Consider the following 21,983-nt stretch of genomic DNA (forward strand, 5'->3'; position numbering starts at 1 on the left):
TTATGATTTATCAATTAGGTGACTTAAAACCGCAAATTAATCCTACTTGTTTTATTGCCAAATCAGCCGAGATTATCGGTGATGTTATTTTAGAAGAAGGTGTATCCATCTGGTTTAATGCGGTTTTACGCGGTGATATCGCAACTATTCATATTGGTAAAAATAGCAATGTGCAAGATAATAGCACCATTCATATAGAAACCGATATACCATGTATTGTCGGTGAAAATGTCACAATTGGTCACAATGTTATTTTACATAGTTGTACGATTGAAGATAATGCCTTAATTGGCATGGGGAGTACTATTTTAAATAATGCGAGAATTGCCAAAAACTGTTTAGTCGGTGCTAATTCATTAGTTACACATAGCTTACCTTACCAAGAAGGTTGTTTGATTATGGGTTCTCCAGCTAAAATTATTCGCAAACTTACTGATGAAGAAATTCAAGCTAATATTAAAAATGCTCAACATTATGTATCAAATGCTAAAAGATTTAATCAAACCTTAATCCCATTAACTTAATAGCGGCTAATAAATTAATTTTATCAACCATTCACCCTGTGAGTAGGTTCAAATTATGATAAAATACGCAAAAATTAAATTAAGATAGCATCTAGGAACGTGTTTGAAAAAATTTAACATTACCGGAAGACAGATTGTCGTGCAATTAATTCTATTATCATTAATAGTATTATCTATTTGCTTATTTTTATCACTGTTTACTTATAACCCATCCGATCCCGGCTGGTCACGTACTGCTTGGCACTATCCTATTAGTAATTTTGGTGGTTATCTTGGCGCATATATTTCTGATATTTTATTGCAATTTTTTGGCTTAATCGCCTATAGTCTACCGTTCATTTTTATCCTCTTCGGTTTACAATTAATGGGGTATTTTTACCGCCATAGTAACGATCCTATTAACTACTTCAGTCTTTCTTTTCGAATTATCGGAATTTTAGCTTTTGTTCTTAGCTGTTGTGGCTTTTTCACTCTCAACATTCGTGATCCTGAACAATTTCAAGCTGGTGGTTATCTTGGTTTTATAGTTATTGACAGTCTTTTACCTATTATGAGTAGTTTGGTTACATCATTAACTTTACTTGCAATAGCCTTAGCCTGCATAACATTATTGACTGGCTTCTCTTGGCTATACCTATTTGAAAAAATTGGTGCATTTGTAATGTTAATGCTATCACCACTTAAATGGTTATTTAGGCAAAATAAAGCGTTAAAACCTGAACATTCGAATCAAGATAAGCAAATATCACCAATTGAAAAACAGTCACAGTTAACTCTAACTGACAATGTTGATAGTAGTGATAATAAAGATATTGATTTGCCAATTTTAACCGCAAATCATGCAACAACTGCGGTTGAATCGGATATAGATACAACCGAAACAAGCTCTGTTTCATTAACTGATGATGAAAAATTCATAAAAACCGCTGCCCAATTATTGCAATCCATTGAAGCAAATACAACAATTAACCAAACCAGCCAATCAACAGACAATATTTCTAAAAAAGAAATTGATCCTGATGCCATTTTAGCTCGAATGGAAACCATCTTAAAAAATATGAATGAAGGTGCGAAGAGCGGTATTGGTTCAATAAAATCAGAAGGCCAAGCTAGCAATCATGAAATAGCGCAATCTATTGAAGAAGATAAGTACACCATTGCTGATGCGCCAAGTAAACCATTATTTACTCTGGACGATAATCAACCCCAAATAAATCCAAATCAAAATAGTTCAAAACACTTGGATGCTCCAATTGTAATGCAACCTTTAGAGGATGAAGTATCGCCAAGCATCATACCTGAGTACAATAGTTATTTAAAAACTATGAATGAGGGTGCGAAGAGCGACATTAGTCTATCAAAATCAGAATGGAAAACTAACAATCGAGAAATTACGCAACCTATTGAAGAAGATAAATACACCATTGCCGATGCGCCAAGTAAACCATTATTTACTCTTGACGATGATCAACCCCATATAAATCCAAATCAAAATAGTTCACAACAGTTGGATGATCCAATTGTAATGCAACCTTTAGAGGATAAAGTATCGCCAAGCATCATACCTGAGTACAATAGTTATTTAAAAACTATGAATGAAGGTGCGAAAAGCGACATTAGTTTATCAAAATCAGAATGGCAAGCTAACAATCGAGAAATTACGCAACCTGTTGAAGAAGATAAGTACACCATTGCCGATGCACCAAGTAAACCATTATTTACTCCTGACGATGATCAATCCGAAATAAATCCAAATCAAAATAGTTCACAACACTTGGATGATCCAATTGTAATGCAACCTTTAGAGGACGAAGTATCGCCAAGCGTGATGCCTGAATATAATAATTATAATAGCTATCATAATAATGATACTTCTAACGAGGTAGAGATACCTGAAGAAGTGGATATCGCTCTTCTTAAAGAAGAAAATCCTTTAATAGAGGATATTTATCGAAAACAAGTTATTACTAAAAAAAATGAACAACCAACAGCCATCAATACGGAAATAAAAGCAGTTTTAAACCAAGATGAACATGAAGAAGAAGACGACGAAGAGGAAGAAAGTCTTATTCATCCTTTATTAAAACGCAATGACAAACCTTTACCAAAACCAACGACACCTTTACCTTCGTTGGATTTATTAACACCGCCACCGACCACGCGTATTGAAATCGATCATGCGGCATTAAACGCCATGGCAGAGCAAATCGAAAAAAGCCTTTCTGATTACCGAGTAAAAGCTCGGGTGGTCGATTATTTACCGGGGCCAGTGATTACCCGTTTTGAAATAGAACTTGCACCGGGAATTAAAGCTGCAAGAATTTCGACACTTGATCGAGATTTAGCTCGCTCATTATCCATGCCTTCAGTGCGTGTTGTCGAAGTTATACCGGGTAAACCTTATGTCGGTATTGAATTACCAAATCAAAATCGGCAAACCGTTTATTTTAGAGAGGTACTAGACAGTCCGCAATTTAAAAATGCACAATCACCACTTACCGTTGTTCTTGGTAAAGATATTTCGGGGCAATCTGTGGTTGCCGATTTAGCCAAAATGCCACATTTATTAGTTGCAGGAACAACTGGTTCAGGTAAATCAGTTGGTGTTAATGCCATGATATTAAGCATTTTATATAAATCACAGCCTGAAGATGTTAGATTTATAATGATCGACCCGAAAATGTTAGAACTGTCGATTTATGAAGGAATACCTCATCTATTAACCCAAGTGGTAACTGATATGAAAGATGCGGCTAATGCGCTTAATTGGTGTGTTAATGAAATGGAGCGCCGCTATCGATTAATGTCAGCTTTGGGCGTTCGTAACATTGCTGGCTTCAATGAAAAAATCAAACTTGCCGAAGAAATGCAAAGACCAATTCCGGATCCACTTTGGAAACCAACTGATAGTATGGATCTTGAAATGCCAACATTAGAAAAACTACCTTATATTGTAGTTATGGTCGATGAATTTGCCGATTTGATTATGGCTGTCGGTAAAAAAGTGGAGGAACTGATCGCACGACTTGCGCAGAAAGCAAGAGCGGCAGGGATCCATTTAGTTCTGGCTACCCAACGACCTTCTGTTGATGTTATAACCGGTTTAATTAAAGCCAACATACCAACACGTATTGCGTTCACAGTTTCTAGCAAGATTGATTCACGGACTATTTTAGATCAAATGGGAGCAGAATCACTTCTTGGTATGGGTGACATGCTCTATTTGGCACCAAATAGCTCAATACCTATTCGCGTTCATGGAGCCTTTGTCCGAGATGAAGAAGTTCATGCGGTAGTACAAGATTGGCAAGCACGTGGTAAACCTAAATATATCGAAAATGTAACAGTTTCAAGCAATGATAATGAAGGTGGCGGCTTTGATATGGTCGACGAGGATCTTGATCCACTTTTCGATCAAGTAGTCGCATTTGTGGTTGAAACTCGTCGCGCTTCGATATCAAGCGTCCAACGTAAATTCAGAATTGGTTATAATCGTGCTGCACGCATTGTAGAACAAATGGAAGTAGAGGGTATTATAAGTGCGCCTAGCCATAATGGTAATCGAGAAGTACTTGCGCAAGCAACACCTAATGATTATTAGGCTAAAGTTTGCAGGTAAACCAGTTAATGAGTAATTATTCTTCGCAAATTGTTCGCATAGAATCAGAATTACTTAACCCGCATGCTTTAAGTTTACCACCGATACTTGCTTTAAAAGCATTGATCCGAGAGATCTGTTTATCGCCTAAACCAGGATTGGTTGATATGAATAATAATGGCGCACATCAAGATATGAATTTTCAAACATTCATAAAAAGTATTAGTGCCATTTCAAGTTGGTTTGAAGATTTTTATCAATACGGTAAAAGCAATGCCAACATATCTACTTCTGATTTTTTAACCAATATCAGACCAATAGGTCTTGAATGTGAAAAAGCGATGTTTACTGCAACTAACCAAGTGAATACCCATAAAGGTGGAATATTTGCTTTTGGTCTATTGCTCAGTACCATTGGTAAATTAGCACAACTTAAATCACCAGTGACAGTACCTATAATCTGTAATGAGGTCGCCAATATTTGCCAAGGTATAGTCAACAACGAATTATCACAAAATAATCACCGTAATTCAGTAGGAGAACGACTTTTTAAGCAACATAATCTTACTGGAGCAAGAGGTGAAGCAGAATCAGGTTATAAGACGGTTAACCAAATATCATTACCAGTTTATCAAAAAATGTTAAATAGTGGTTACAGTGAGGAATCTGCTTTATTACAAGCAATGTTATATTTATTAGCCTATAATCAAGATACCAACTTAGTTTCCCGAGGAGGAGTTGAAGGGTTAAAATTTGTGCATAAAGAGGCTAGGGATTTAATCAATCAAGGTGGCATCATGCAACAAAATGGTAGGGAAAAAATGCTAAGATTAGATGACGAACTAATAAAACGTAATTTAAGCCCCGGCGGTTCAGCGGATCTAATTGCCGTTACTTGGTTCCTAGCTAACTTTTCAAAATAATATCTATTCAAAATAATATCTATCCTTCAAATACTAAAAAATTTATCTAACTAATTAGTATATTTTTTATAAAAATTTTAGCAAATGTCGCTTTTAAATTTTAACCAATAGATTATTGATAAAGTTGCAGCGATTATGGCTATGCCGGCTAAGCTAAAATAAGCAATAATCATCGACGATTGCAAACTGATCACACCAACAATAGTGGGAGATAGTGTCATACCTAATGCATAAATAGCTTGAAATAATCCCATTGCCGCTGAACGCGCATACGATGGTTAATCTATCATCGCTTCAACATTTAAAAATGAAAGTAGAATACCAGTCCCTATACTAGGAATAATTTGTAAGAGTAAAATGATATAAATATAAGATACTTGAGGTACCAAAATACAATACAGTGCTAATAATAAAAAAGAAAAAATTACCCAACCTGTTATACTCAATAAATTGATCCATTTGCTCGCTGCCAATTTAGCAAATAAAACTGAAGATAACATATAGACCATTGAGGAGATCCCAATTAAAGAGGCACTACCCCCTAAATCACTCAGTATCTGATTGGTAAACGACATTGTGGTAGACATTTGAATTCCTTGCTGAATTAAAGCAAGAAACGAAAAAAATAATAATTTTCGATTACATAAAACGCCGAAAAGTTCGTGCACAAATGGATTATCATATGTTTGTTGCCCATGCAATGGCAACCAACGATTGTCATGCTTTAATATCCGACAGTAAAGTTGGACCTGCGGTTTCATCCACAATGACCTATCCTGCAAGTAACAAACCAATGGATGTATGGGCTGCGAAAATGAACGATAATTTCAAAACGAATTACTCACTTGAAATGTATTGTTTTGGTGATTATCCTAACTATTATAAAAGCTATCTAACTCGGTGCGGAATCTATCCTAATACCCATCCTGAAGATGCTGAAATATTAAAACAAGCAAAACCTGATTTTATTGCTGTAAATTATTATCGAACTTTGGTTGCTAGTTATTTACCAGAGGATGATGCACATCCATTTGGTACCAAAGAAAAAGATATCGATTTTGACCTTTACGGTTACTTCAAAATCGAGAAAAATCCAAATTTAGTTGCCTCAACTTATGGTGCACAAATTGACCCTATGGGATTACGCCTTGTACTAAATGAATATTATCGCCAATATCGTTTACCATTAATTATTACTGAAAATGGCTTAGGTACTCCCGATACATTAACTGCTGACAATAAAGTACATGATGATTATCGAATCGATTATATCAAATCCCATATTTCAGCTTGTCATGATGCAATTGAAGATGGTGTTGAACTATTTGGATACTGTCCATGGTCAGTCATTGATTTATTAAGCTCACATCAAGGTTTTAAAAAGCGTTATGGTTTCGTTTATGTTGATCGTGATGACCATGACTTAAAAACCCTTAATCGAATAAAAAAAGATAGTTTTTATTGGTATCAGCAAGTCATCAAAGACAATGGCATTAAAAAATAGTTAATAGAACATAAAGATGGGCTTTAAAAAAGCCCATCATAACTCATATTTAATATTATTAACTTACTAAATATGTCACTTTATGCGCCTCGGTCGGTAATGGCACTTGCCATTTAGAAAGCATTTGTGTAATTTTCTTATTTGGTAAGCTAGTATCTCGGCTTGAATTGCGTTGATATAATGTTTTTTCTGGCTGCTCAAAATAAACAATTTCAACCTCTGCATGATAAGCATAAAGCAAATCCAATGCTTTTTGGCGCATATCTCGCGATAAATGAGTAGCATTCCAAATGAATGGTTGATTGTCTCTTAAATATTGTTTCACTTTAGCTAATACAAATTGAATCACTAATCCTTCATTTTGACCATGCTTTAATTTCAATTCACTCCTTGCATCATCATATGAGGCAACCGGTAATTGCGGATAATGTTTACTTATCCAACTATTTTTACCTGATGCAGGTAAACCCGACAATAATATGACCTTAGACCCTTTTTGAGGATATAAAGCATAATCAGGCAAAACATTGTCTCCTCGAAAATAGTGTACTCTGGTGTAATCATCTATAAATTGCCGAGATTGATATAAACACCCTTCTTCCAAAGCTAATTGTTTAAAGAGTTCAACTTCATCAACCATTCGAGCTTTATCAGCACTAATACGACCGAGTATATCGGCTTTAGCTTGCATGCATAACATCCATACAGGAAGTTCCCATGAAAGCCGATGAATTAACCATTGCGGTGATTTATTATTACTATTATCACTTAATGCATAAAATGGAACCTGATGCACATCAATAATCCGACAAATCTTTTCTCTTAACTCAAAATCAATACCCAATCGCCATAATAGTATTCGACTACTAATCGCTCCTTTTTGGGAATGTCTTGGTTGTGAAATTCGACCACTTAACTCATCAATGATGGTCGTTTCTGGTTTGGCAATATCATGTAACAAAGCAGTCATAAATAGCACAAACTTATCTTCATCAGAAGATGCTGCAAAATCATCTTGAGCAATTAAAGCCCTTAATACCATTTGAGTATGAATCCAAACATTTCCTTCACCATGATAAATCGGATCTTGTGGTGTAATAGTCAATTTATTCAACTCAGGAATACAGTCTAACCACTGGTCAAAGTTATCTTGGTTGATACTGTAGGCGATCTCTTGTTGTAACTGCGAATAACTCATAAATCACCTCCAAATATTATGCCATCATTCCAATTTATCGTTATTTGTGGCGTATAAAGCTCGGCTTTTTTAGCTAATTGATTAGGAATAAACGGTTGCTGTAAATGGTGTTGACCCGCATCTAAAATAGATTGAACAAAATCTTGTCTTACCCATTTTAAACGTCCCGTTGTGGTAGACTCTGATTCAATTTTCAAATATAAGCCTTCCATCAAATCCGAGTTATCACACTGTTGCCAAGCCCTATTCAAATCAATTTTTTCTTGAGCAACAATTTTCTCAAAACAACTTTTCCAATCGTTTGTTTTAGCTAAAGAATATTTAACTAATGCTAATAAGTCACCCAATCTTTTCGGTGCGATTCCCGAATACAATACGGGAACAGATAAAATAGGACCATTAGCCAATAATTGATGACGCTTTTGGGTTGATAAAAAACAGTTATTATGTCTGTCCCAAATATCAAATTCACAAAAATAGTGTGGTAATGCATCATAAAAAATAGAGTGTTTTTTATGTAACCATTCACCATACATAATATAGCGATCTTCTAAACGTTCAATTAACCAGCTTTCATGGACGGTTGCCCAATGTTTAAATAGATTAAACTGACGTTCTCGACTGCCCCCTATTAAGTAATGACCGCGTGATTGTAATAATAGCTCACCACTCTCTGAAAAACTGATTGCACAGTTAGCGCCATCAAGTTTTTCTTCAACCACAATATATTGCCCTATTAATTGATTATAGGGTAGCTGGCCATGCTCACTATCACCCAATTGCAAGCGCGAACTTTCCAAATGTGGAGTACGTGGGTATTTAATTAATTCTAAGTTTTGAATATAAGTTTCCATTGTCATTTTGTTTTCTCCGAAAAATTAGGGAAAACCGACAAGGCGAAGATCTATAGATTGAACTGCAACGTAGGAGCTTTAGAAAAAGCTAAAAGACAATATAATAGAAGATACCATGTCGGCATTAAGATAAAGTATTGAATACAGGCATTTTGCCACCTCATAAAAAAATTAAAGATTAGACTAAAAAAACGGCGCCATTATCATTTTAAGCGGATATATTGTCAAGTAAAATTGGATTTTTTATACACACAATAAGTGTTAAGATTCAAAAAGATGATTACCATTGATAAATTGTGGAGGGTTATATGAAGGTCGAAATCGTTCTATTCCCAATGACGTATTTAGCCCTTATTGAACATTATGACGCGCCCGAGTTAGAACATGAATCAGTAAACAAACTCTTAAAATGGCGACAAGAAAATCAGCTTTTAGATGATAAATATAGAAACTACGGCATTCATTATACTAACCCTAACACTACGCCACCTGAAAAACATCATGTTGATTTCGGTATCTCTGTTGATGAACTTATTACTAAAAACATTTATGGAGTGATAAATAAAACGATTCCACAATTTCGCTGTGCCAAAGCCAGAAATATAGGTTCGAGATATCATAATCAAGCAATTATTTATTTACTTGAAAAATGGTTACCAAACAGTGGAGAAAACTTGGGAGATTTTCCCCCAATTTTTCATTATGTTAATGTTGGACCAACTGTAAAATCTGAACAGATGATAACGGATGTTTATTTACCTTTGTTAGATAAATAATACTTATATAATATTAATTAGTTAGGTGAATAATCTGCACCAAAATAACGTTGACTAATTTGTGAAAGTTCACCACTGCTAATAATTTTTTGAATACCGTCATTAATATCCTGAGTCAATTGTTCACCTTTCGCACTTTTACTAATTAAAAGATAACTAAATGGTGAAGCAATGCGATCTTCATCTTCTTTACTGAGTTCAATTATTTTAAGATTAAGATGATGTTCACTAATAAATTGAGAAAGCATCACTTTATCAATTAATTGAAAATCATATTGGCCACTTTCAACATGCTGTAAAACAGGTAATAAGTCGGCTTCACTGTAAACGATTTTTACAGGATTATTAGCGTTTTGTTGATTATAAGTTTCTAAGGCAGTGGCATAATTTAGTCCTGGTGTTACCTCTGTCGACATTCCATTTAGATCATGAAAACTATTGATGTTATTATTGTTTTTAGCTACAGCAATAACGTATTGATTTTTAAAAATGGGATCTGAATAAAAATACTTTTCCTTACGTTTCTCATTCATTGCATAATTATTGGCACCAACTTGATAACGTTGTGAATCAAGTCCAGCAAGCACTGATGCAAACTCGGTTACCTCAAAGCTAATTTTATATTGTGGTAATTTTGCAAATATCGCCCTAACTACATCAATATCATAACCCGTCAGATCACCTTTTTCATCTACTGTGGTAAAAGGGCTTGGTGCGCCTGATGTTGCAATAACAATTTGTTCAACTTTAGTGTTTTGTGTATTTACATTTACATTTTTATTTTGATCATCACACCCCGTTAACAACACAACACCTAAGACCAAAAAGCTATACCATTTTTTTAACTTCATAACACTGATCCTTTTTAGTTTAATAACCTATAGTTAGTTGAGATATATCTAGATAAATCCCATTTCTTTCATTTGCTGACGATGATCTTGTTGATATATCGCCATACCAGTTTTCATCAGGTCAAATCCTAAATTTTTATAGAACTCAACTGTTTGAGGATGGGTATAAAGGATAATATTACAATCCATAACTTGCTCGACAAGTTTATCGACAATTAGCCTGCCATATTGCTGTCCATGTAAGTATTTAGCCAAAGCAATATTATATATTGCAGCCTGACAAATACCGTCAGACAATGCTCGCCCCACACCCACCACATGATTATTCTCCAATAAAAATACCACGGCATAGCTTCTTCTAAATACCTGTTCTTGAGTTTTCGCATCTAATGAACTTAGTCCATAAAAAGCCAGTAAATCAGCAACTTCCTGCCAATTAATATCATCACAGTGTTGTTGAATAGTAATATCCATTACGACCTCTTAACTGATTAAATTTCATAATCCATTTGCATAGCAGAATAATATCTGGATAAAAAATCTCTCGTTCTTTGTTGAACTGGATTTAGAAAGACTTTACTAGGTGGACCATCTTCAATAATCTGTCCCTTATCTAAAAATAAAACTCGAGTTGCAATATCATGCACAAAACTCATTTCATGAGAAACTAGAATCATAGTGATACCTGATTTAGCTGCCATTTTTATCGTTGCCAATACTTCACCTACTAGCTCAGGATCTAATGCCGAGGTTGGTTCATCAAGTAATAAAACTTTAGGATTCATGGCTAACGCTCTAGCAATAGCCACCCGTTGTTGTTGGCCTCCTGATAGTTGTTTTGGATAGTGGTTTACTCTATCGACAAGACCAACTTCAACTAATTTTTGATAAGCAATTCTTTCAGCTTTTTCTCTAGAATATTTTTTAACAATTAATAATCCTTCCATCACATTTTCTAAGGCATTTTTTTGTGTAAAAAGATTAAATTGTTGAAAAACCATCGCAGTTTGTTGGCGAAATTTGACAATGTGATCGCGTTTAGCTTTACTCACATCAAACGACATGTTATCAATAGTGATATTACCGACTTGAGGTTTTTCCAATAAATTTAAACAACGCAACAGTGTCGATTTTCCTGCCCCCGAAGCGCCTATAATAGCAACAATCTCATGAGGTTTAACATCAATATTAATCTTATCTAAGATGCAATTACCATGAAAAGATAAAGTGAGATCATTAATATGAATCATAGCCATTTCCCTCTTCGGTAACTTGGGGTATTTTTATCGTCACTGATGGTTAATCGTTTTTCTAAATACTTCACCAACAATTCGATTAATATTGTTAATGCCCAATAAATTAATGCAAGTGAGATATAAACCTCAAAATAGCGATAGCTATGACCTGCTAGTGTTTTACCTCTTCCGGTCATTTCGGTAACCGAACAAACAAACGCTAGGGATGTTCCTTTTAGCAATCCTATTAGCGTATTACCTAAATTTGGCAGTACGACAATAAATGCTTCAGGAATAACAATACGGCGTAATACTTGACTATAAGTCATACCTAAAGATTGAGCTGCTTCGATTTGCCCCTTATTTACCGATTGTAAGGCGGCACGAATGGTTTCAGAGTTATAAGCGGCTTCATTGAACGAAAAGGCAATTAAGACAAATAACATTGCCGGGAGGCCATTAATATTAAAATCAGTAGCAAAAAAATAATTAATATAGCGTAATAAAATTGGCAGACCGTAAAAGCTTAAATAAAGCTGTACCAATAAGGGAGTTCCTCGGATAAATGAAACAAATAGCGCGGCAATTTGCGTTAATACCGGTATTTTGTTCATTTTAATTATGGCAATCATTAAGCCCAATATTACGCCAAGTAACATCGAAAAAATCGTAATAAAAAGCGTTACTGGCAAATAAGCGAGCAATGTGGGTATTTGGGTGAAAATTAATCCAAAATCAATAATATTTGGCATCTGTATTATCCCAATATCAAAATAAGTTAACTAAATTGTTTATCTCGATTATGTGGCGTTTGCCAATTACTAACATCAGGTCCTAACGGCAAAATATCATAAGGATTATGGGCATTATTACCTAAAAAATAACCTTTTTTGATTGCATCAAAATCAGTGGTCTCACCAAAAGCAGGTATTTGATAGAGATCACGTGCATATCCCCATAAATTAGGATAGTCGACAATTCTATTTCGATTGGTATTAAAAGCAGAATAATAGGCAACATCAAAACGCGCTAACGTAACATATAAGCGAATATCAGAATCAGTAATTTTATCGCCAAAAAGATAACGAGATTGACTTAATCGTTGTTCTAATTTATCTAATTGGTTAAAAACAAGATGGTAAGCGTCTTCATAGGATTGTTGCGATCGAGCAAAGCCTGCTTTATAAACGCCGTTGTTGACCTCATGAAATATCACATCATTCAATTGATCAATTTCAGTACGTAAATGTTCAGGATAAAGATCAGGTGCACCAGCTTTGTGAAAAGGTTTAAATACGGTTTCCCAATAGTTGGTCAATCTAAAATAATCGTTGTTAACCACTTTGCCCGTTTTTACATCAACTACGGTAGGGACTGTTGCTCGTCCACTATATTCTGGATCGGTTTTAGCGTAAATCTCTGGTAAATAACGAATACCTAATACAGGATCAACACCATTAGGATCGAGCGAAAATTCCCAGCCATGGGGTGTGCGGATAGGGGAAACTTTACCAACACTAATGACATCCTCTAAACCCAATAATTTAATGGCGATCATCTGACGATGAGCCCATGGGCAAATTGCCGCCCAAATTAAACGATAACGACCTGATTCTACTGGTAACTGGCCTGGTTGATTACCAAATGGAGTGTCAAATCGATTTTTTTGACGGACAAAAGCACCATCTTTACTGATTTCATTATTTTCAGTAGTAACCACTTTTCCTATAGACATACGCTTACTCCTATTATTTGATGCTGCAATTTAAACTATCCACCAATTGGATTATTTCAATCTAACATCAAATATTTGCGCGATAAAATAACGAATAAGCATATTTATATAATCATAAATTATATAACCTAGGTATTAAGACTCAAATCTGTGAAAAAAGTTACTTTCCTAAGCGTTTATAAAGTCTTTCAGGACGGCCTATTTTGCCATGGTTGAGCTCAACCATTAATAATTTAGTTTGCACACAATATTCTAAGTACCGTCTGGCGGTAGTTTTACTAATATTAGCTTTTTCGACAATTTGGTCTACCGTTTGCGGTTCATTTGTTTGCATAAACAGATCTTTGACTTTTTGTAAGGTAATTTCTTCGATACCTTTAGAGTGACGGTTTATATCCGCAAAATCTTTAGTTTGTAGATTAAAAAGTTCATCAATTCGTCTTTGATTGACATGTTTTTGTAAACTTTGACGATATAAAAACAGTTCGAAACGTTCAAGTGAATGTTTTAAGCGCTGATAAGATACCGGTTTGATTAAATAATCAAAAGCACCAAAACGTATCGCCTTGCTACAGGTATCCATATCACTTGCCGCAGTGATGAAAATAACATAACAATCCAAGCGATTATTAATGATATGTTCGAATAATTCGATACCTTTACCATCTGGTAGGTAATTATCTAGTAAAATTAACGTTGGTTTTAACTTTTCTACCATTACTTTGGCTTCTTCCAATGAAGAGGCAATACCAATAACCTCTACTTTGGTATCCCGTTGAATAAATTCGGCATTTAATTCAGCTAAAATAGGCTCATCTTCAACTATCAGAACTTTAATTGTATCTTCTTTTATTTCATACATATTTCATTTACCTCTGTTAACTACTTAGGTATAAAAACAGAAAAAATCGTTCCATAAGGTTTGTTATCTTCAAATGTGATATAACCATTAGCTTTTTTCACATAAGTTGAAACTAAATGTAAACCTATACCATGTTCGTTCGAATGTTGTGAGGTTACCCCCGGTTGGAAAATTGAATTGCGGATTTTATCGTCTATACCACAACCCTGATCACTGACTTCTAAAACAATTTCATTGGTTCTATCATTTAAAAATAGATGGATAGATTTATCGCCTTGATTGTTTTTCAAACAAGCATTAAACGCATTATCCAGCAGATTACCTAATATTGACATAAACTCGGCTTCGGTTATTTTGGTTGGTAATGCTTCTAAATGACAAGCGGGATCAAACACCAATTTCAAACCAATTTCATGCGTCTTGGAATATTTACCAATTAATAAACCGCAAATAGCTGGAACCTGAAAATGGCTAGTAATGAAATCGAGGTTTTGTTGATTATCAGCGGAATGTAAGGCAATAAATGATTCGGCTTCTTCATATCGTTTCATATAAATTAAACCCGATAAAGTTGCCATCCAATTAAGATGTTCGTGTCTTAGCGCTCGCAAATTATCCACATACTGTGTCACTTGCGATAATTGCATACTTAATAAATTTATATCATCATAATTTCGAAAGGTAATCACCCACCCTAATATCTCATCATCAACAATCACGCGAATACAATTCGCGATGACAATAATATTATTAAAATAACAAATATGGTCATGTACATCTTTAGTCTGATTATTACAACCATAAATAAAATCTGTTGATTTAATAAAATCAGATAAATCATGATTCAGTAGCCTATTATCATCAATATCAATATTTAACATACGTCTTGCTGATTGATTAATGTTTATAACTTTATAGTCAAGATCAATCGCAATAATTCCTTCAAAAATTGATTCCATTATTGATTTCTGACTTTTCACTAATAGTACAATTTCTTGAGGTTCTAAATTAAACATCTGTTTTTTAATAGCTTTAGCAAAGCATAAAGAAAATATAAATAAGGCAAAAAATAAAAATGAACAAAAAATAATGAAAGGAATAAATTGCTGTGTATGTGATGAAGAGATATCTTCAACCATATAACCAACAGAAACAATACCGATTACTTTTCCTTGGTTTATAATCGGTGCTTTACCTCGTAGAGCAAGACCTAGAGAGCCTTCACTGATTGTAGTGCTACTAATGCCGCTTAAAACTTTATGATTGTCATCGCCAACCATGGGTAAATATATAGAATTATTAGCGGTATGATACAGTCGATAAGCTTTTTCATCTCCAATAACAATATAACTTGCATCACTTTGTTTAAAAATATCCGAAACAAGATTAGCTATCTGTTCAGTATCTTTTTCCTCAACATATTTTACCAAACTAGGAATAACCGCTAACTCTTTTGCTTGAATTTGCGCCTTCTCTCCTAAACTACGATATAAGGCGTTTTCTGTCACATTCCAAATATAGCTTTGTAGCAATAGCAGAACGGCCAATGAAAAAAGCAAAAGAGATAAAAATAACTTTGTCGTGAATGAAAAATGGATTCGTTTTCGCATTTTTATACTTTGTTAATAATTGCTGTATCTGCTAGGAAGTGTAACACAGCATAAAAAAACTTAGAGCCTTTAAAACCTTAAAAACCACAATTAATCCATGATTTACATCACAAAATCGATATAAATATTTTGTCACTATAGCCACCATTAAAACAGAGCAAAATTATTTTGGAGATAAAAATATGGTGAGTTTAAATTCAGTTGAAAAAACACATAACGTTAATGGACAAGATGAGATAAAGCACAAAAATCCGAGACTAAAGTTTTGGCCATTTGGCTGGTGGAAACTTATGGATGATTTTAAAATTGGTGTAATTCCTTTACCATTATTTCTAATCGCTGGTATGCTTATCTTTGCTGAAGTATTAGTAACAGGTAAATTACCAAGTGAAATCGTCGTCATGGTAGTAACGTGTGCGTTTTTTGGTTTTTTATGTGGTGAAATTGGCAAACGTTTACCTATAGTTGGCAAAATGGGGGCCGCGGCAATTTGTGCAACCTTTATTCCATCTGCATTAGTCTATTACGGCATTTTGCCTACTCCCGTGGTAGAAGCAACGACCAAATTCTATAAAGATACTCACATTTTATATCTTTATATCTGCTGTATTATCGTTGGTAGTATTATGAACATGGATAAGAAAACGCTTATTCAAGGTTTCTTAAAAATCTTCGGGCCAATGGTATGTGGTGAAATCGTTGGAATGCTAGTTGGCGTGGGTGTGGGTTATTTATTAGGCTTGTCACCATTTGAAACATTCTTCTTCTTAGTATTACCCATCATGGCTGGTGGTGTTGGTGAAGGAGCCATACCTTTATCTATCGGCTATGCCTCTATTTTAGGTATGGAACAAGGCGAAGCACTCGGTCGAGTGTTACCAATTGTTATGTTAGGAGGTTTAACCGGTATTATTTGTGGAGGAATTCTTAACCGTCTTGGTAAGGCTTATCCACATTTAACTGGTAATGGCCGCTTGTTACCAGCATCAGAAGATGATCAAATTATCAATAAAACAGCTAAAACAGAATCGGTTATTGATGTGACAACTTTTGCTTCAGGGGTGTTATTAGCCGCTATTCTTTATATGGTTGGTATGATTGGTCACAAAGTAACTGGCATTCCAGCCCCTGTAGGGATGTTATTTGCTGCGGTATTGGTAAAATTAGTATCAGGTGTTTCACCAAAAGTTTTGAGTGGTTCGCAAGTAGTTTACAAGTTCTTCCAAACATCGGTCACTTATCCAATTTTATTTGCGGTAGGCGTAGCCATCACACCTTGGGATAAAATCGTCTCGGCATTCACCGTAATCAACCTAATTGTCATTGTCTGTACAGTGGTGAGCTTAGTCACAACTGGCTTTTTTGTGGCTAAAAAATTAGGTATGTATCCCATCGACGCCGCGGTTATTTCTTGTTGCCAGAGTGGTCAAGGCGGAACGGGTGACGTCGCAATACTGACCGCAGCAGAGCGTATGGAATTGATGCCATTTGCTCAAATTGCAACTCGCATAGGTGGGGCGATCAATGTATCGGTATCCTTACTAATTCTAGGTAATTTCTTAGTTTAGTTTATTAAAAAGCAGTCTTAGTTATTACTAAGTTTGCGCAATTTTCATTTAGCGTTTCAATAACCAGCTTTTAAGGAGTATTCATGAAGCTTGTCAGTTATCTTGTATCTGGTCGACCAAGTTATGGTTTATATACTGCGCATGGCATCGTAGATTTAAGCCAAAAACTAGGCGATCAATATCAAGATCTAAAATCCCTTCTTTCAGATAAAGACGGATTAGCTAACGCAAAAAACTTTTTAGGTTCACCGAGTGATATCGATGAACAAGCAATAACTTATTTACCCGTCATTGCCAACCCAAACAAAATTTTATGTGTTGGTATGAATTATGCAGAAAAACGCGCAGAATTTAACGAAACTAGCTCAGCGCCAACATTATTCGTTCGTTTTCCTGATTCACAAACAGGTCACAAAACTAATATTATCAAACCAGCTATCACTGACGAGTTAGATTACGAAGGTGAATTAGCGATCATTATTGGTAAAGAAGGATTTCGTATTAAACCAGAAGAGGCATTATCACATGTAGCTGGCTACAGTTGCTATATGGATGGGTCTATCCGTGACTGGCAATATACTTGGTTCACGGCAGGTAAAAACTGGCCAAGTACTGGTGCATTCGGTCCATGCATTACAACCAGTGATGAAATCCCTGATCCAACAGTTTTATCTTTAACCACTTATCTAAATGGTCAAGAGATGCAACACGATTGTATTAAAAATCTTGTGCACACTGTACCAGAACTTATTTCTTACATTAGTACATTTACTCGTTTATCACCTGGAGATGTCGTTCTTACTGGTTCACCTGGTGGCGTTGGTAAAAAACGTAACCCTCCAGTATTTATGAAAGATGGCGATAAGATTGAAGTCGAAATTACAGGAATTGGTCGTTTAACCAATTATGTAGTAGCAGAAAGAGGGTAATTTTATGTATGATTTAGTTGATTATACCATCATTAATATTTCTAAATCAGAACAAGACTATCAAGAAATTAAGCTATTATTGTCTCGATCTGATCTTGATTTAGACTCGCAAGTTACTCTTTTTATGGTAGCAAAAATTCACGATAAAATTATTGCTTGTGCGGGAATGGATCGCAATATTATTAAATGTGTTGCTATTGATCCTCAATATCGCGGTAATCAGCTAAATCTGACTTTAATGGATCAAACCATAAAATATGCCAATGAAAACGGCTATTTTCACCTTTTTTTATACACTAAACCTGAAAATATAGATTTCTTTAAAGGATGCGGTTTTTACCCTATTGTTGAAATAACCGATTTAGTTGTTTTAATGGAAAACAATCCAGTCGGAATAAAGCAATATTGTAAACAACTCAATGCACAGAAAAAAGAAGGAAAAAAAATTGGCAGCATTGTTATGAATGCCAATCCTTTTACTAAGGGTCATCAATATTTAGTACAATATGCAGAAAGTCAATGTGACTGGTTACATGTATTTGTTGTCAATGAAAATGCCTCGCAATTTTCATTTGATACACGCTTAAAACTAGTTAAAGATGGCACAAATCAGATAAAGAATGTCACTGTGCATGCAAGCTCACCCTATATTATTTCTAGAGCAACATTTCCTACTTATTTCCTAAAAGATAAGACAAAAATTGATCAAGCCTATATGGGTATCGATCTGTTAATTTTCCGAAATTATATTGCTCCAGCACTCAATATCACTCACCGATTTGTAGGAACTGAACCTATTGATGAAGTAACCAAAGCCTATAACGAAGCAATGCGATATTGGCTTGAAGATAATACGGTAAGTAGTCTACCAGCCATTACGGTTGTTGAAGTTGAACGTATAACCGAAAGCAATTGTGTTGTTTCGGCTTCATTAGTAAGAAAGCTACTAGCTACTGGGCAATATGAACAGGTTAAAACGTTGGTTCCTCCAACAACATGGGATTATCTTTCGGCTAATTTGGATAAATTTAAAATTTAATACGTTTTAAAAGGTAAAAAAATGAAAATACAAAAAGAAGCTATGGCTGGCACTCTCGAATCGAGCGATTTGTTAGTTAAAGTCATGCCAAATACGGGGATTGAAATTGTTATTAATAGTGATGTTAATAAGCAATTTGGCGATCAAATACGTGCAGTTGTCAATCAGACTTTAAATGATCTGAATGTAACTGATGGGTTAATTATTATTGATGATAAAGGCGCTTTAGATTGTGCTATCAGAGCAAGAATTCAATGTGCAGTATTACGCGGTGCAGAAGAAGAGAACTTAGATTGGAGTAAATTACTATGAAAAAATTACGTCGCAGCATGTTATTTCTTCCTGGCGCTAATGCCGCAATGTTATCAACATCGTTTGTATACAAACCTGATTCAATCATGTTTGACCTTGAAGATGCTGTTTCAATCAAAGAAAAAGATTCAGCACGCTTGTTAGTAGCTCAAACATTAAAAATGCCTGTTTATAAAGAACATAATATTGAAACAGTTGTTAGAATTAACGCACTAAATACACCATTTGGACTTAAAGATTTAGAAGCCGTAGTTCGAGCAGGCGTTGACGTTGTGCGTTTACCAATGACAAACAGTGCTGAAGATATTCATGAACTTGAAGCTCACGTTGAACGTATTGAAAAAGAATGCGGGCGTGAAGTCGGTAGTACTAAATTAATGGCAGCAATTGAATCGGCTCAAGCGGTAGTTAATGCCGTATCAATTGCTAAATCATCTCCTCGTTTAATAGGTATTGCTCTTGCTGCATTTGACTATCTTGTTGATATGCAAACAGAAAGAGGCGATGGTACCGAACTATTTTATGCTCGTTGCGCTGTTCTACATGCTGCTCGTGTAGCAGGTATTGATGCTTTTGATGTTGTTTATTCAAATGTTAATGACGACGAAGGTTTCTTAAAAGAAGTCAACCTAATCAAAAAATTAGGATATAACGGTAAATCATTGATTAATCCAAGACAAATTGAGCTATTACACAATGCTTATGCTCCTACTGCTAGTGAAGTGGAAAATGCTAAAAAAGTAGTTGAAGCAGCTGAAGAAGGTGAAAGAAAAGGGCTTGGAGTTGTTTCTTTGAATGGCAAAATGATTGATGCACCAATTATTACTCGTGCTCAAAAAATCATTGAACTAGCAAAATACTCCGGTGTACGTAAAGAAATTTGATAGGATTGAAATATGACAACTTCTATAAACCAAAAAATTGATGATTTATTAAAACAGCATCCTGATCTTAAAAATATCACACCATTTATTGATGCTAATGCAACCACACCATATTTAAAAGATGAGTCTAAATATACTCGTAAATTATGTGACTCGATTGAACAAGCCATTAAGAAGTGTGAATTACGTGACGGTATGACCATATCTTTCCATCATGCATTCCGTGAAGGTGATAAGGTTATCAATAAAGTTGTAGAGACAATTAGTAAATTAGGCATTAAAAATCTAACTTTAGCATCAAGTTCATTGTTAAGTTGTAATGCCACATTAATCCCACATATTGAAGCTGGGGTGATCACTAAAATTTACACCTCTGGATTACGTGGAAAATTAGCTGATGCGATTTCACACGGTTTAATGGATAATCCTGTGCATATCCATTCTCATGGTGGACGAGTAAAACTTATCCAAAGTGGTGAAATTAATATTGATATCGCATTTTTAGCCGTATCAACAGCTGATGAACAAGGTAATGCTAATGGTGTGTCAGGTAAATCACAATGTGGTGCACTTGGTTATGCAATGGTTGATGCACAGTTTGCCAAAAAAGTAGTTTTACTAACAGAAGATATCGTCGGTTACCCAAATAACCCTGCAAGTATTCGTCAAGATCAAGTTGACTATATTGTTAAAGTTGATGAAGTCGGTGACCCAACTAAAATCAGTGTGGGTGCAGCACGTATCACAAGCAATCCTCGTGAACTTATGATTGCTCGTTACGCGGCTGATGTCATTGAGCATTCTGGCTATTTTGAAGATGGCTTCTCAATTCAAACGGGATCTGGCGCTTCTTCAACAGCTGCAACGCGTTTCCTTGAAAATCGTATGCGTGCTAAAAATATCACCGCCTCATTTGCCTTAGGTGGCATTACAGCTAGTATTGTTGATTTACACGAAAAAGGTTTGGTTAAACGTTTATTAGATACCCAAAGCTTTGACGGTGCAGCAGGACAATCCTTAGGCCGAAATAAAGATCATATTGAAGTCTCAACCAATGTTTATGCGAATCCTGCGTCTAAAGGAGCAAGTGTTGATGAATTAGACATTGTGATTTTAAGTGCCTTAGAAATTGACCTTGATTTCAATGTCAACGTATTAACGGGTTCTGATGGCGTAATGCGCGGAGCATCTGGTGGTCACTGTGATACAGCTGCGGGAGCAAACTTAACAATTATTGTTGCCCCATTAATTCGTAGCCGAATTCCAACGGTAATAAGAAAAGTTACCACTATTGTCACACCGGGTGAAAGTGTAGATGTGTTAGTTACTGATCATGGTATAGCGGTAAATCCTGCTCGTCCTGAAATCGCAGAACGATTAAAAGAGGCTAATTTACCAGTAATGACTATTGAAGAACTTTATCAACGTGCTATTGCATTAACAGGTGAACCAAAACCAATTGAATTTAAAGATAAAATTGTTGGGATTGTTCATTTCCGTGACGGCTCTATTATTGATGTTGTTCGTCAAGTCAAAGACTAATTAACTTTGTAAAAGCAATAGCATAACAAAATTCTAAGT

General features: G+C 35.1%; 20 protein-coding genes and 3 pseudogenes. 12 read left to right on the forward strand and 11 right to left on the reverse strand.

From position 1 onward, the window contains the following. The first annotated feature begins 2 nt into the window (after positions 1 to 2). The 4 genes and pseudogenes from DKK79_RS10885 (at position 3) to citG (ending at position 5,045) form a co-directional block, all read left to right on the forward strand. Entirely contained in the window at positions 3 to 524 is a 522-nt protein-coding gene (locus tag DKK79_RS10885; RefSeq protein WP_110424117.1) for a gamma carbonic anhydrase family protein, read from the forward strand. Between the two features lie 139 nt (positions 525 to 663). Continuing rightward, positions 664 to 1,164, forward strand: a pseudogene (locus DKK79_RS14975) (DNA translocase FtsK 4TM domain-containing protein); the annotation flags it as partial. Positions 1,165 to 2,583: 1,419 nt separating this feature from the next. After that, positions 2,584 to 4,125, forward strand: a pseudogene (locus tag DKK79_RS14980) (DNA translocase FtsK); the annotation flags it as partial. Positions 4,126 to 4,151: 26 nt separating this feature from the next. Beyond that, positions 4,152 to 5,045, forward strand: coding sequence for a triphosphoribosyl-dephospho-CoA synthase CitG (gene citG, locus DKK79_RS10895; RefSeq protein WP_110424119.1), 894 nt, complete (start codon positions 4,152 to 4,154; stop codon positions 5,043 to 5,045). Between the two features lie 77 nt (positions 5,046 to 5,122). Here the strand turns inward: citG and DKK79_RS14405 are convergent, their stop codons facing one another. Both DKK79_RS14405 and DKK79_RS10900 read right to left on the reverse strand, forming a co-directional pair. Further along, entirely contained in the window at positions 5,123 to 5,299 is a 177-nt protein-coding gene (locus DKK79_RS14405; protein WP_146212027.1) for an MFS transporter, read from the reverse strand. Between the two features lie 24 nt (positions 5,300 to 5,323). Further along, the gene (locus tag DKK79_RS10900; protein WP_110424120.1) at positions 5,324 to 5,632 is read right to left on the reverse strand and encodes a hypothetical protein; all 309 of its coding nucleotides are present in this window, start codon (positions 5,630 to 5,632) and stop codon (positions 5,324 to 5,326) included. A gap of 68 nt (positions 5,633 to 5,700) precedes the next feature. Between DKK79_RS10900 and DKK79_RS10905 the strand changes: the two are divergent. Continuing rightward, a pseudogene (locus DKK79_RS10905) lies at positions 5,701 to 6,549 on the forward strand (glycoside hydrolase family 1 protein); the annotation flags it as partial. A 58-nt stretch (positions 6,550 to 6,607) separates the two neighbouring features. On the opposite strand, the gene DKK79_RS10910 reads toward DKK79_RS10905, so the two are convergent. Together DKK79_RS10910 and DKK79_RS10915 are read right to left on the reverse strand one after the other, a co-directional pair. Beyond that, on the reverse strand, positions 6,608 to 7,747 hold the full coding sequence (locus DKK79_RS10910; protein ID WP_110424121.1) for an AAA family ATPase: 1,140 nt from the start codon (positions 7,745 to 7,747) through the stop codon (positions 6,608 to 6,610). Continuing rightward, on the reverse strand, positions 7,744 to 8,607 hold the full coding sequence (locus DKK79_RS10915) for an RNA ligase family protein (protein ID WP_181415309.1): 864 nt from the start codon (positions 8,605 to 8,607) through the stop codon (positions 7,744 to 7,746). Before DKK79_RS10915 ends, DKK79_RS10910 begins: the two co-directional genes overlap by 4 nt. Positions 8,608 to 8,909: 302 nt before the next feature. Here DKK79_RS10915 and DKK79_RS10920 point away from each other — a divergent pair, with 302 nt between their 5' ends. Then, positions 8,910 to 9,377 carry an AraC family transcriptional regulator gene (locus DKK79_RS10920; RefSeq protein ID WP_110424122.1) on the forward strand — a complete coding sequence of 156 codons (468 nt, stop codon included), beginning with the start codon at positions 8,910 to 8,912 and terminating at the stop codon, positions 9,375 to 9,377. 17 nt (positions 9,378 to 9,394) lie between these two features. Here DKK79_RS10920 and DKK79_RS10925 read toward each other — a convergent pair whose 3' ends face one another. The 7 genes from DKK79_RS10925 to DKK79_RS10955 form a co-directional block, all read right to left on the reverse strand. Beyond that, positions 9,395 to 10,228: a transporter substrate-binding domain-containing protein gene (locus tag DKK79_RS10925; protein WP_110424123.1), complete on the reverse strand. Its 834-nt coding sequence runs from the start codon at positions 10,226 to 10,228 to the stop codon at positions 9,395 to 9,397. 48 nt (positions 10,229 to 10,276) lie between these two features. Then, positions 10,277 to 10,702, reverse strand: coding sequence for a GNAT family N-acetyltransferase (locus tag DKK79_RS10930; RefSeq protein WP_110424124.1), 426 nt, complete (start codon positions 10,700 to 10,702; stop codon positions 10,277 to 10,279). Positions 10,703 to 10,719: 17 nt separating this feature from the next. After that, positions 10,720 to 11,478, reverse strand: coding sequence for an amino acid ABC transporter ATP-binding protein (locus DKK79_RS10935; RefSeq protein WP_110424125.1), 759 nt, complete (start codon positions 11,476 to 11,478; stop codon positions 10,720 to 10,722). After that, a complete protein-coding gene (locus tag DKK79_RS10940; protein ID WP_110424126.1) occupies positions 11,475 to 12,215 on the reverse strand; it encodes an amino acid ABC transporter permease in 741 nt (246 codons plus the stop codon). The genes DKK79_RS10935 and DKK79_RS10940 overlap by 4 nt, the downstream gene beginning before the upstream one ends. Before the next feature lie 26 nt (positions 12,216 to 12,241). Next, the gene (locus DKK79_RS10945; protein ID WP_110424127.1) at positions 12,242 to 13,198 is read right to left on the reverse strand and encodes a glutathione S-transferase family protein; all 957 of its coding nucleotides are present in this window, start codon (positions 13,196 to 13,198) and stop codon (positions 12,242 to 12,244) included. 160 nt (positions 13,199 to 13,358) lie between these two features. Beyond that, positions 13,359 to 14,051, reverse strand: a complete 693-nt coding sequence (locus DKK79_RS10950; RefSeq protein WP_110424266.1) for a response regulator — start codon at positions 14,049 to 14,051, stop codon at positions 13,359 to 13,361. A gap of 29 nt (positions 14,052 to 14,080) precedes the next feature. Further along, entirely contained in the window at positions 14,081 to 15,670 is a 1,590-nt protein-coding gene (locus tag DKK79_RS10955) for an ATP-binding protein (RefSeq protein WP_110424128.1), read from the reverse strand. Between the two features lie 182 nt (positions 15,671 to 15,852). Between DKK79_RS10955 and DKK79_RS10960 the strand changes: the two genes are divergently transcribed. The 6 genes from DKK79_RS10960 to citF all read left to right on the forward strand — a co-directional run bounded on the left by DKK79_RS10960 (position 15,853) and on the right by citF (position 21,944). Further along, positions 15,853 to 17,238: a 2-hydroxycarboxylate transporter family protein gene (locus DKK79_RS10960; protein ID WP_110424129.1), complete on the forward strand. Its 1,386-nt coding sequence runs from the start codon at positions 15,853 to 15,855 to the stop codon at positions 17,236 to 17,238. 83 nt (positions 17,239 to 17,321) lie between these two features. After that, a complete protein-coding gene (locus DKK79_RS10965) occupies positions 17,322 to 18,167 on the forward strand; it encodes a fumarylacetoacetate hydrolase family protein (protein ID WP_110424130.1) in 846 nt (281 codons plus the stop codon). Positions 18,168 to 18,171: 4 nt separating this feature from the next. After that, positions 18,172 to 19,206, forward strand: a complete 1,035-nt coding sequence (citC, locus tag DKK79_RS10970; RefSeq protein WP_110424131.1) for a [citrate (pro-3S)-lyase] ligase — start codon at positions 18,172 to 18,174, stop codon at positions 19,204 to 19,206. A gap of 21 nt (positions 19,207 to 19,227) precedes the next feature. Then, positions 19,228 to 19,518 carry a citrate lyase acyl carrier protein gene (gene citD / locus DKK79_RS10975; RefSeq protein WP_025316271.1) on the forward strand — a complete coding sequence of 97 codons (291 nt, stop codon included), beginning with the start codon at positions 19,228 to 19,230 and terminating at the stop codon, positions 19,516 to 19,518. After that, positions 19,515 to 20,402 (forward strand): citrate (pro-3S)-lyase subunit beta, encoded by an 888-nt coding sequence (gene citE / locus DKK79_RS10980; protein WP_025316272.1) that lies wholly within the window; start codon positions 19,515 to 19,517, stop codon positions 20,400 to 20,402. The genes citD and citE overlap by 4 nt, the downstream gene beginning before the upstream one ends. 12 nt (positions 20,403 to 20,414) lie before the next feature. Further along, positions 20,415 to 21,944 carry a citrate lyase subunit alpha gene (citF, locus tag DKK79_RS10985; protein WP_110424132.1) on the forward strand — a complete coding sequence of 510 codons (1,530 nt, stop codon included), beginning with the start codon at positions 20,415 to 20,417 and terminating at the stop codon, positions 21,942 to 21,944. Positions 21,945 to 21,983 lie beyond the last annotated feature (39 nt).

Source organism: Gilliamella apicola (assembly GCF_003202915.1).
Taxonomy (GTDB): Bacteria; Pseudomonadota; Gammaproteobacteria; order Enterobacterales; family Orbaceae; genus Gilliamella; species Gilliamella apicola_Q.